The organism is Candidatus Cloacimonadota bacterium (assembly GCA_012516855.1).
In the GTDB taxonomy this organism is placed as follows: Bacteria; Cloacimonadota; Cloacimonadia; order Cloacimonadales; family Cloacimonadaceae; genus Syntrophosphaera.
The window spans coordinates 16,033-27,812 of record JAAYWB010000039.1; the positions used below are offsets into that span (position 1 = coordinate 16,033).

Consider the following 11,780-nt stretch of genomic DNA (forward strand, 5'->3'; position numbering starts at 1 on the left):
CCTTAGCGCAGCTTAATGGTGCTGAGCCCCAACGCCAGCAAGAGGATGGCCACGATCCAGAAGCGGGTCACGATTTTGGATTCGTGCAAGCCCTTCATCTCGAAATGGTGGTGGATAGGCGCGCAGAGGAACACCCTTCTGCCTTCTCCGTATCTGCGTTTGGTATGCTTGAACCACGTGCGCTGAATGATTACGGACAGGGTTTCGGATATGAAGAGGAAGCCAATGATGACAAAATAGATCTGCTCTTTCAGCAGGATGGAGATAACAGCCAGGATGCCACCCAATGTGAGCGATCCGGTGTCGCCCATGAAAACTTCCGCCGGATGGGAATTGAACCAGAGGAAACCGATCAGGGTGCCGATAAGTCCCGCAATGAAGACCGTCAGCTCTCCCGCGGTTGGTATGAATTCAAGATGCAGATAGGCGGCTGAATTGAAGTTTCCCTTCAGATAGCTCATGATGCCCAATCCAACCGCGGAAAAGATCATCACGCCCGCTGAGAGGCCATCGAGGCCGTCGGTGAGGTTCACGGCGTTGGAGATGCCCGTGATGTAGAAAACCATCAGCGGTATGAAAGTCCAGCCCAGGGGGATGATGAGGTTTTTGAAAAAAGGTATCTGGAGATTGGTGACCTCACCGCCGGTGCCGCCGTAATAGATGGCAAGGGTTAGCAGCAATCCCACGCTTACCTGCCCCCACAGCTTGTATTTCGGCACCAGCCCCTTCTTCAGCTTGAGGAAGTTTTTCAGATAATCGTCCAGAAAGCCGAATACGCCCAACCACAGCGTGGTGAGAAACATCATGATGATGGAGCGGTTCGTGAGATCGTTCCAAAGCAGCGAGGCGATCAGCAGGCCAAAGATGATGAGCAGTCCGCCCATCGTTGGCGTTCCGGCCTTGGCGCGGTGCTTTTCGGGAACGTCAGCGTCAATGGTTTCCACCGCAGCCTTGCGTTTCAGCAATCGGATGAAAGAAGGCCCTGCCAAAAGGGTGAAAAGCAGCGCGGTAACGAAAGCGCCGAGGGAACGGAAGGTGATATAGCGCATCACGTTGAATACAATGCTGTAACGGGAAAGGGGGTAGAGCAGATGGTAAAGCATTAGCTTTCTCCTCTCAGTTGGGGCAGCAGTTTTTCGAGGTGGATGGAATGCGAGGCTTTCACCAGCACCACAGCTCCCGCGGGAATGCCAGCCAGCACGCCGCTTTCCAGCAGTTCTTCAACCCTGCTGAAATGCCTGTTCTGGAGGTGAGAATCCTGCCGATGATAGCGCGGCGCTTGCTCTCCCACGGTATAAAGAGCGTCGTAGCCCTTGTCACAGAGGATGGCGCCGATCATGTCGTGATAATCAGCCGCGGCAGGACCGAGTTCCAGCATGTCGCCCAAAATGGCTATGTGAGGACGTGCTGGTTCAATATCATGCCAATATTCTATGGCGCTTCGCATTGAGACGGGGTTTGCGTTGTAGCAATCCGCCAAAAGCAGCAGGCGGGGAAGGTCTTCGCGCTGCAAACGCATTTCCAGCCTGACGGGGGCCGCCAAAGCCGTTTTGATCGTTGCCTCCGATAGTCCGCAGCATCTGCCCATGGCGATGGCGAATGCGGCGTTTTTGGCCATGTGCGGCATGGGATGGGCGATCGTGTAGGCTTCGCCATTCACTTTGAAGCGACAGGCCTGAGCGTCGCAAAGCACCTCGCTGAGGCGGAAATCCGCCTTATCAGAGAGGCCAACGCCTTTTCCCTGTTTAGAATAAGCCTCGAAACGGGGATCGTCGGCATCGAAGAGCCGGATGTCCAGAGGACGGTTGAAGAGCGCTGTTTTCTCGCGATAGACGCCCCCCTCGTCGATGAGCTTTTCCAGGTGCGAAGGGCCGATGTTGATAATGATGCCGGCGTCTGGAGCGCAGATGTCGCTGAGGGCGGCAATTTCGCCGAAGGCGTTGGTGCCGAGCTCGAAGATGGCATAGCGCTGGTTCGGGCGGATATTGAGGATGGTCTGGCAAAGGCCTATGAGGTTATTGGCATTGGCCAAGGTCTTCAGCGTTGGCGCGGCGGCGCTGAAAACGGCTGCCAGAAACTCTTTGGTGCTGCTTTTACCGGTGCTGCCGGTCAACGCTATCTTATAAACGGAAAACATCAACAGATACTTGCGGCAAAGCATGGCCATTGCGTTCACAGGCTCTTCCGCGCGCAGGTAGTTGTCCCAGCCGTTGGTGCCGATGCTGCCCACGCCGAGGTTGCTGGTGTCGCGCAGGATTTCGCCCAGATAGGCGTTTCCGTCGAAATTTGGCCCGCGCAGGGCAAAGAATACCGATCCCGGCTTGATGGTGCGGCTGTCGGTGGAAACCCTGTGATAGGAGGAGGGCGCTTTGTAGCCTTCGTTTTCGGAGGGTTTCGCGGCGCAGAGCAGTTCCAGCATGAGGCGGTCGACGGGCAGGCTGAGTTCGTCCTCCGCCTGCTTGCCGAAAGTTTCCGAATCCATGAATTCCGCGGCGATTTTGGCATCGTCGAAGGGATGCCGCACGCCCTCTATCTCCTGATAGGTCTCGTGTCCCTTTCCGCAAATCAAAACGACGTCGCCGGGCCGGGCCAGGCGCAAAATGGCGTGAATGGCTTCACGGCGGTCGCGGATAATCCACCAGGGCAGCCACATGTCCGTGCCAGTAACGATTTCGCGGACGATCGCATCGGGGTCTTCGCCGCGGGGGTTGTCGTCGGTGATGATGACGGCGTCGGCGAATTGCAGAGCGGCTTTCAGCATCAGCGGACGCTTGCCGTGGTCACGTTCGCCGCCAGCGCCGAGGAGGCAGAGAACGCGTTCGTGGCGCAGGTCACGGCTGGCGCGGAGCACATTCTCCAGGGCGTCGGGCGTATGCGCGTAATCAACGAAAACGCCGATGCCGTGCTTGTTTGCGACCCGTTCAAAGCGTCCCCGCACGGGCGGAACATAGTTCAGCGCCTGCTCTATCTGTCGCGCCTCAAAGCCCATCAAATTAAGCGTCGCGGCGCTCATGGCGAGGTTGGCAACGTTGAATTTGCCGATCAGGCGCGAGCGGATGTTCACCATTCCCTCCCTGCATTGCAGCGTGAAGCGGCTCTGTTCCCAATCGTTGTGGCTGCCGTCGCCGCGAATCACGAAGTCTGCGTTTTCACTGCCGAGGCTGAACACGTAGGCACCTTCCGCCTTCAGTTCACCGTAAATGCGTTTGCCAAAGCTGTCATCGGTGTTGATCAGGCCCACAGCTTTGCCACTGAGCGTTCCCGCGAACAGCTTCAGCTTGGTTTTGCCATATTCCTCCATGTTGTGATGGAAGTCCAGGTGTTCGCGGCTAAGGTTGGTGAAGAGGCAATAGTCAAATTCGATGCCGAAAACGCGGTCCAGAGCCAGCGCGTGGGAGCTTACCTCCATGAAAACAAGCTTCAGCCCCTGCTCCGCCATCTGCGCAAAAATGCCGTTGAGCTGCAGGATGTCGGGCGTTGTGTGCCGCGTTTCGTAGTGGTTGTCATTGATGTAATAGCCCAGCGTTCCGATCCAGCCGGCGCTGATGCCGAGTTCACGCGCCGCTTTAAATAGCAGCATGGATGTGGTTGTCTTGCCGTTGGTTCCCGTCACTCCAACGAGGCGGAAGGAAGAGCTGGGGTCGTTGTAAAAAAGTTTTGCCAGCAACGCTGTCGCCTTGCGCGAATCACTCACGCGGATGGCCGGCAGGGCGTCCGTGAATTCGTCTTCGCAAACGATGAGGGAGGCCCCTCTGGCTCGGGCGTCAGGGATGAAGCGGTGTCCATCGGCGAACTGACCTTTGATGCAGACAAAGATGTCGCCCGCTTTGATTTCCCTGTTGTCCACGCGCACCGCGCCGGACAGGCTGTCAATGCCTTCGAGGGCCCGGCTTTGCAGCAGCAGATCGTGCTGCTTTAAGAGCTGTAAAACCTCGCTCAGCCTCATATTGAGGCCTCGAGTGTGCAAACTGTGTTATTGGTGACGCGTGAACCGGGTTGGATAGATTGCGCGCGCACGATTCCAGAGCCGCGGACGCGTAGCGCAACCTTTACGCGGGCAGCAACCTGCATCGCTTTGCGCAGGGTGAGGCCCCTGAGGTCGGGCATGCTGCCGCGGACGGAGGTTTCAGCAGCCTCGCCGGCTTTGCGGCCTATCTTCACGGTTATGGGATGCCCCGGATCGATGGCGACGTTCGGCTTGGGGAACTGATCGATCACCACGGAGGCTGAATCCGCCCCTACTATATTATAGGAAAAGCCAAATTGGGTGAGGAGGGCTTCCGCCTGGCTGATATGCTTTCCGCGCAGGTCGGGCATGCGTTTGGAGCTTTGCATCACCCGCTCGTCGAAGGCCAGGATGTTGCAGTTCGGCATGAAAAGGATGTCTTCCACGATCTGCTTGAAAGTGGGCGCGGCGCTTGTGCTGCCGTAATGGTAGCCGATGGCGGGCTCGTCGTAGAAAACTATCATCACCATTTTGGGCGCTTCCACGGGGAACATGCCCACGAAGACGGCGTTGTATTTGCCTCCGGCATAGCCTCCGCCGCCTTCAGCCGCTTTCTGCGCGGTGCCTGTCTTTCCGCCCATGGTGATGTAATCCATCTTGATGTGGCGCGCCGTGCCGCGGTCAACCACCGTTTGCATGTAGTAGCGAACCGTGTCCGCGGCGGCTTTCCCCGCCACCTGGCGCAGCACCTGCGGCTCGAATTGTTCGATTATCCTGCCGTTGTTGTCGGTAACGGATTCCAGCAGATAGGGCTTCACCATCCTGCCGCCGTTGGCAACAGCGCAAAAGGCCGTCGCGTGCTGGATGGCGGTCACGGAAATGGCCTGCCCAAAGGATACCGAGTGCAGCGTGTAGCCGTCCCAGTTCTTCAGTTTGGCAAACATTCCGCTGCTTTCGCCGCTCAGGTCCAGCCCCGTTTTCTGCCCGTAACCGAGGGCGATGAATTTCTCGTAAAGCGTTTTGGCGCCGATTTTGTCGCCGATCAGCGCGATGCCCACGTTGCTGGATTTGCAGATGATGTCCACGGGGCGGATCATGCCGTAGCTGTGGGTGTCAGAGATGGTGCGGCCGCGGATGGTGATGGAGCCGCTGGGGAAGAGGTCTTTGTGGCTCACGACGTGCTTGTCGAGCGCCACCAGCATCGTGAGCGGCTTCATCGTGGAGCCCGGCTCGAACATGAAGCTCACCGGTATATTGGATTTAACCCTCACCAGCCCCGGGTCGATGTATCTGTCTTCGGCGGAAACGCCAGCCATCGCCAGGATGCGGCCCGTGTGGGGGTCCATGACGATCGCGCCGCCGTTTTTGGCCTTGTATTTCTCGAGGCCTTCATAGAGCGCGTTCTCCACCACTTCCTGGATATTGGCGTCGATGGTGAGGTGCAGGTTATAGCCGTCGCGGGAAACCTTTTCGTGCAAATTCGGATATGGCATGCGCCGGTGTTTGGCATCGTAAACCACTTCCCGCCAGCCGTATTCTCCGGCCAGGTATTCGTCGTAGCTGGATTCGATTCCGCAGATTCCGCTTAATTTGTAGAGCGAGCGGTTACCCGTTTCGGCGTCGAAGCCTTCCGAGACGGCGCGAACGCTACCCAACAGCCTTGCTGCCAGTATGTTGCGCGAATAGATGCGCTTCATCGAGGCGAAGCTGTGGTTGAGCCCCGGCAGATTGTCGGTTTCAAAGGCTTTAACGACTTTTTCCAGCTCCATCTCGCGCACCTTGTTGGTGATTTGGATGGGGGTCAGCTTTTCGTTCATCGTCAGCCGCCGCATCACTTCGTCGGGCTTCATGCTGCAGTTGCTGCCTATCGCCTCGCTTATCAATCGGTAAGCTTCGCTTAGTTCAAGCTTTTTCTCATCTGCCCAAAGCTTGACCGCTTTGCGGTCTATATCCAGTTGGTAATAGCTGATGGAACTCACCAGCAGATTGCCGTTGGCGTCGTAAATGGAGCCCCGCGTGGGGATGATGATCTCTTTATGGGGGGTATAGCGCGTAAGGCGCTGTTGGTCAAGCTTGAAGGGGTCGAATATCTGCAGCGCGAAGAGGTAGCCCACCCACAGGAGGGTCAGCAGGCCAAAACATACCGCCAGCAGTTTGTAGCGGGAACGCATCGCCAACTAGTCCAGCAGGATCTGAACTTCCTTCGCCTGCGCTTTGGAAGCGAAGAGGTCAATGATGCAATAGCTTTCCCGGCTTTGTTTATCCGCGGGTTCGTGAACGTAGATGATCTTTCCGGCCTGAACCGGCTGTCCGCTGGCGTCAGCGCTCATCAGCTCGGCGAATTGTCTGCCGCTGCGCAGGTCGTCGCTTTCCACCCTGAGTTCGGTGTTGATGTTCTTTTCCGCCGCGAGCTTGGTTTCCTTCCGCGCCAGTTTCTGTGTGGCGCGCACCATCTGGTTGGCGTTCCAAAAATTGGCAAATACGGCCACGACGGCTATCAAGATCAAAATCACAAATTTGGCTCTCATTTTTCCCCCATGATTTTTTCCGCCGCGCGCAGTTTCACGCTGCGGGAGCGGCTGTTTGAATCGGTCTCTTCATCGCTGGGCACAAGCGGCTTTTTGTTCAGCAGGGCCAGCTGTTTGTGTTTGCCGCAGTTGCAGCTCATCGCCTTGGGAGGGCAGACGCAGCCGTCGGCGGCGGTTTTGAAAATGTTCTTTACTATCCTGTCTTCCAGCGAATGGTAGCTGAGCACGACAATCCTGCCGCCCGGGGCGAGCAGGTCGATGGCGTCTTGCAAAGCCGGGGCCAGCACGTCGAGTTCGCGGTTCACGTGGATGCGCAAAGCCTGGAATATGCGCGCTTTGCTCTTCAGCGATTCCTTGCTGCCCTTGCCCGCCACGCTTTCGACAACGCGGGCCAGGTCGGCTGTTGTTTGCAGAGGCTGCTTCACGCGTTCCTTCACAATTTTCGCCGCGATCCTTCCTGCATTCAGCTCTTCGCCGTATTCTTTGAAAATCCTGGTCAGTTCGGCCTGCGTGAGCGTGTTCACGGCGTCGGCGGCGGTGTAGGCCTGCCCCCGGTCCATGCGCATGTCCAAAGGCGCGTCGCCGTCGAAGCTGAAGCCGCGTGACTGCTCATCCAGTTGGTGTGACGACACGCCCAGGTCAAAAAGCGCGCCGTCGATGCTTTTCACTTTGCGCAGGGCGAGTTCCGTGCGCAGCCTGGAAAAATTCGTGCCGATCAGTTCGCAGCTATCTCCGTATTCGCTCAGCCGTTCCTTCGCCTCCGCCAGCGCGTCGGCGTCCTGGTCAAAACCGTAAACCATTATCCCTTTCGCCGCTTTCAGCATTCCCAAAGTGTGCCCGCCGCCGCCCAAAGTGGCGTCCACATACACCCCGCCGGTCCGCGGTTGCAGCCAGGCAACGCATTCAGCCAGCATCACGGGGGTGTGGTAAGTATTCATTTTCTGCCTTTGTGCCAGAGTTTGGCGTCGAATCTGCTGCGGATTTCCGCCTCGTAGTTTTCAAGGTCGGTGTAGAAGCGTTCAGGATTCCACAGAGAGATGAGGTGGTGGTCGCCTTTCACCACGCAGCGGTCGCTGATGCCCGCTTTGCGCAGTTCGCGTTCCGGCAGCCTCACCCGGCCGGGGCCTTCCAGTTCCGCTTCCGCCACGGCGCAGCGGATCAGCATCGAGCGGAAATCCTGCTCCATTTCGTTTCCTTCCGCCAGCTCTGCCAGCGTGGAATACCAATTGTCCAATGGATAGAGGGCGATGGAATTGTCGAAACCGGCCGTGATCACCACCGTGCGCTGGGATTCTTCGCTGAATCTGCGCTTGAACAGGGCTGGGATGATCACCCGTTGGTTGTGAACCGCGTTTTCCCAATAACCGTTGAATGGTCCTGACATCTAAGTTTCCTTTTCTCTCTCTTTAGCCGCTAAACCGCTCTTGATTTGACTTGCAGCAACATCTTGTTTGATTCTCTCTGACACTGTATGACTTTTTTTGACATCCTGTGCCGCTTATATGACATCGCGTTTTCTTGTCAAGCAGAATCTGCGCTTTTTTGAATTTTTTTATCCTTACACCGCGCGCGAGGGCGTTTTTGTCTGCGGAAAGTCGGGAGAAACAGGCTGGCTGAGAGCCGGACAAAGCTCTGGCCGGAATGGAGAATCGGATATTCTCTGGCGGAGGCAGAGACTGAAATGTCAGACGCCAATACCACCAACCCCTGCCCTGATCCAAAAAGTAATTGACTAAATTTACCTCCCCCCAAAGAGTGCTTTCCAAGTAAATATGCCCTTATCAAGAGGAGAGCTGTTGAAACAAATACTGACCAGATATCTGAGCGAACTGCAGAAAGTTATCAACCGCGGCGATGCCAGGGAAGAATCCTTCTACCACTGCGTGAAGGAAATGCTGGAAAGCTACGCCCAAGCCAACGGTTTCAGGCGCAGTGAGGTAAGCATTCTCCCCAAGGCCACCGAAGCTGGGAATCCCGATTTTCGCGTGTGGGACGGGAAAACCCGCATCACGGGCTACATTGAGGCCAAAAAACCGGAGGTCAGCCAGCTCGAATCCATCTCCAAAAGCGAACAGTTGAAGCGTTACAGGGATACTTTCGACAATCTCATCCTCACCAATTTCTACGAGTTTTGGCTGTTTCAATATGGAAAATTCGTTTGTGGCGTAACCATCGCCGATCCGCTCGAAGCCATCCATTCCCAAAAAAAACCGCCCCTCATAAACATAGAAGATTTCGACACCCTTCTCGACCGCTATTTCTCCTTTTCCCTGCCTGCCATCACAGATCCCAAGAGCCTGGCTAATGCGCTGGCAAAACGCACCCGCTTCCTGCGGGACGAGATCATCACCATCGAACTGGCAGAGGAGGAGAAGACCCAGGGCAGAAAGGTGCTGCTAAAATTCTATGAATCATTCAAAAAGCTGCTGATCAACAACCTGACCATAGAGCAGTTTGCCGATCTCTACGCGCAAACCCTCACCTACGGCATCTTTGTCGCCAGAACCCGCAGCGGGGAAGATTTCAACCGGGAACTGATCTACAAATACATCCCGAACACCCTTGGCATCCTCAAAAGCATCTTCAGGTTCATCTCCCTGGAAGAGCCGCCCCAAGCCCTGGCAGTCCTGATCGATGACATCGCGGATATCCTCTTCAACACGGATATCCAAAAGATACTGCACCGCTTTTACACCGAAGGCAAGGGCAGAGACCCCATCGTGCACTTCTATGAGACCTTCCTCAGCGAATACGACCCCAAACTGAGAGAGAAACGGGGAGTCTATTACACCCCGGAGCCTGTGGTGCGCTATATCGTGCGCAGTATCCACAGCCTCTTGAAGAGTCACTTTGGTAAAGATGATGGACTTGCCTCAGAGGATGTCACCATTCTCGATCCCGCAGCCGGCACCCTCACCTTTCCAGCGGAAGCTATCAAAGTGGCCATAGAAGAGCACAAAGGCAATTATGGCAGCGGTAGTGTCCATAAGCTGATCAAACACCACATCCTGCCCCACTTCCACGCCATTGAACTGATGATGGCGCCCTACACCGTGGGACACCTCAAGATCAGCTACCTGCTGGCGGAACATGGCTATGAACTGAGCGAAGATGAACGCTTCAAGCTCTATCTTTCCAACACCCTGGAGCCGGACACTCCCCAGCAAACCGAACTGCCCATTGCCCACGACATCAGCGAGGAATGCGCCCTGGCAAACAAGGTCAAGCATGAGGACCCGATCCTGGTGATCATGGGAAACCCGCCCTATAGCGGAGCCAGCGAAAACAACAACGACTGGACGGAAAAGCTGTTGAAGACGGACTTGGACGGCGCGCAGAGTTATTACACAGTTGACGGCATGCCCCTGAACGAAAAGAATCCCAAATGGCTGCAGGATGATTATGTGAAGTTCCTGCGCTTTGCCCAATGGAAAATACACAAGGCGGGCAAGGGCATCGTGGGCATGATCACCAATCACGGCTATCTGGACAACCCCACCTTCCGCGGCATGCGCCAGAGCCTGATGCGCACCTTCGATGAAATCTATGTGCTCGACCTGCATGGCAACAGCCTGAAAAAGGAAACCTGCCCGGATGGCGGCAAGGATGAGAACGTCTTTGACATCCGGCAGGGCACCGCCATCATCCTGATGGTGAAAGGTGTTGATAGCAAAGGAACAAGAGTGTTCCACCACGAGCTGTTCGGGCTACGCCAGTCCAAGTATGACTGGCTGGACAGCAAGCAGTTCCAGACCGGGGATTATCAGGAACTAAGCCCTGGTTCACCCTTCTACCTCTTCCGCCCGGAAGCCGCCGGAAACGAGCATTACCTCCAGTGGCATAGCCTGCCGGAAATCTTTCCGCTCAACAGTGTGGGCATAGTCACAGCCAGAGACGGACTCACAATCCAGGATACTCCAAACCAGGTTCGCAAGACCGTCCACCATTTCGCATCGCTGGACCCGGAAACAGCAAGAGTAGCCTATCAACTTGGCAAAGATGCCCGGGACTGGAAGGTCGAGCTTGCCCAGAAAGACCTCAAGGATAGCGGCTTGAGTGACAGCAACATAGTCCCCATCCTCTACCGTCCCTTTGACACCCGCTATACATACTACACGGGCAAAAGCAGAGGCTATCACTGCAGGCCCCGCAACGAGGTCATGAGGCATATGCTGGAAGAGAATGTGGGGATTGTTATTGGCAGACAAGGTCTTGCAGTAGGAGACAACCAACCTTGGAACCTTGTATCCATCTCTCAGTGCATTACAGATTTCAATCTCTTCTATCGGGGTGGTGGCTTGATAATCCCCCTCTACATCTACCCGGACGAGCAAAAAGAAGACATCTTCGCCAGTGACGAGCGGGAATACAACATCGCTTCCGGGCTTTTGGGGCAGTTCAGCAGGCAGTGGCCCCAGTTCCGGCCGGAGCAGCTATTTTATTATGTCTATGCCGTCCTGCACAGCAATCGATACCGCCAGCGTTTTGCGCAGTATCTCCGGATGGATTTCCCCCGCATACCGTTTACAGATGATTACGAGTTGTTCGGCCTGCTTGCAGGATATGGTAAAGAGCTTGCTGACATTCATCTTCTGAAGAGTCCGCGCTTGAACACTCCCATAGCAAAGTATCAAGGTAGCGGTTCTAATGATTTGGTAGAATTCATCAAGTATGAGGACAAGAGTATCGTGCAGATCAACCCGGACAAGCACTTCGAGGGCATCACCCCGGAGCTTTGGAACTATCACATTGGCGGCTATCAGGTGCTGCATAAATACCTCAAAGACCGCAAGGGCAAAAACCTCGCCAACCCCATCCACTATTGCCGGATGGCCACGGCCTTAGCGCTTACCATTCAAATGCGGGGCGATATTGACAGGGTCATTGTTTCGATCTTGCCTGCGGCAAAGTAGGATATGGTTTTATAAAGACCTTTGCGTAATTCCAGGCAACCGACTTTTCAGAATGCACTCGTGGCAGTTATCCACACATTTTGCCCTCTTTCCAGCCCGTTTCCCTCGTTTTCGAGCACAATTCACAGAATCTGGACGGATTTTCCCTATACCGGGCTTGCGAAAAGTCGGGAGAAACAGGCCGGCATCCAGGTCTTTTTCTTGATCCCGGATTTAAGTCCGGGATGAAGTATTGACTCTGTCACGACAGGGGGATCATGCCAGAACCAGGACCGAAACACTGCAATTCAGAACCTTTCCCAGGTCAAATTCCCAAATTCCCAAGTTCCCTTCTTAGCGACCCCCCGCAGAGGGCAGATGCAGCATCCGGGACAATAGACTTACATATATCCA

7 protein-coding genes are annotated in these 11,780 nt (G+C 55.5%); 1 reads left to right on the forward strand and 6 read right to left on the reverse strand.

Going from position 1 to position 11,780, the window contains the following annotated elements:
• Positions 1 to 2: 2 nt before the first annotated feature.
• From GX466_03610 to GX466_03635, 6 genes are read right to left on the reverse strand one after another with little or no spacing between them, the layout of a single operon-like run.
• The gene (locus tag GX466_03610; protein NLH93290.1) at positions 3 to 1,103 is read right to left on the reverse strand and encodes a phospho-N-acetylmuramoyl-pentapeptide-transferase; all 1,101 of its coding nucleotides are present in this window, start codon (positions 1,101 to 1,103) and stop codon (positions 3 to 5) included.
• Entirely contained in the window at positions 1,103 to 3,946 is a 2,844-nt protein-coding gene (locus GX466_03615; protein ID NLH93291.1) for a UDP-N-acetylmuramoyl-L-alanyl-D-glutamate--2,6-diaminopimelate ligase, read from the reverse strand. The genes GX466_03610 and GX466_03615 overlap by 1 nt, the downstream gene beginning before the upstream one ends.
• On the reverse strand, positions 3,943 to 6,117 hold the full coding sequence (locus GX466_03620; GenBank protein NLH93292.1) for a PASTA domain-containing protein: 2,175 nt from the start codon (positions 6,115 to 6,117) through the stop codon (positions 3,943 to 3,945). The genes GX466_03615 and GX466_03620 overlap by 4 nt, the downstream gene beginning before the upstream one ends.
• A gap of 6 nt (positions 6,118 to 6,123) precedes the next feature.
• The gene (locus tag GX466_03625) at positions 6,124 to 6,474 is read right to left on the reverse strand and encodes a hypothetical protein (protein ID NLH93293.1); all 351 of its coding nucleotides are present in this window, start codon (positions 6,472 to 6,474) and stop codon (positions 6,124 to 6,126) included.
• A complete protein-coding gene (gene rsmH / locus GX466_03630) occupies positions 6,471 to 7,412 on the reverse strand; it encodes a 16S rRNA (cytosine(1402)-N(4))-methyltransferase RsmH (GenBank protein ID NLH93294.1) in 942 nt (313 codons plus the stop codon). Before rsmH ends, GX466_03625 begins: the two co-directional genes overlap by 4 nt.
• The gene (locus GX466_03635) at positions 7,409 to 7,858 is read right to left on the reverse strand and encodes a protein MraZ (GenBank protein ID NLH93295.1); all 450 of its coding nucleotides are present in this window, start codon (positions 7,856 to 7,858) and stop codon (positions 7,409 to 7,411) included. Before GX466_03635 ends, rsmH begins: the two co-directional genes overlap by 4 nt.
• Before the next feature lie 421 nt (positions 7,859 to 8,279).
• Between GX466_03635 and GX466_03640 the strand changes: the two genes are divergently transcribed.
• Positions 8,280 to 11,387, forward strand: a complete 3,108-nt coding sequence (locus tag GX466_03640) for an N-6 DNA methylase (protein NLH93296.1) — start codon at positions 8,280 to 8,282, stop codon at positions 11,385 to 11,387.
• Positions 11,388 to 11,780: the final 393 nt, after the last annotated feature.

Coding starts and splice junctions, on each gene's coding strand:
- GX466_03610 (NLH93290.1), bottom strand. CDS start 1,103: ATGCTTTACCATCTGCTCTACCCCCTTTCCCGTTACAGCATTGTATTC.
- rsmH (NLH93294.1), bottom strand. CDS start 7,412: ATGAATACTTACCACACCCCCGTGATGCTGGCTGAATGCGTTGCCTGG.
- GX466_03625 (NLH93293.1), bottom strand. CDS start 6,474: ATGAGAGCCAAATTTGTGATTTTGATCTTGATAGCCGTCGTGGCCGTA.
- GX466_03635 (NLH93295.1), bottom strand. CDS start 7,858: ATGTCAGGACCATTCAACGGTTATTGGGAAAACGCGGTTCACAACCAA.
- GX466_03615 (NLH93291.1), bottom strand. CDS start 3,946: ATGAGGCTGAGCGAGGTTTTACAGCTCTTAAAGCAGCACGATCTGCTG.
- GX466_03620 (NLH93292.1), bottom strand. CDS start 6,117: ATGCGTTCCCGCTACAAACTGCTGGCGGTATGTTTTGGCCTGCTGACC.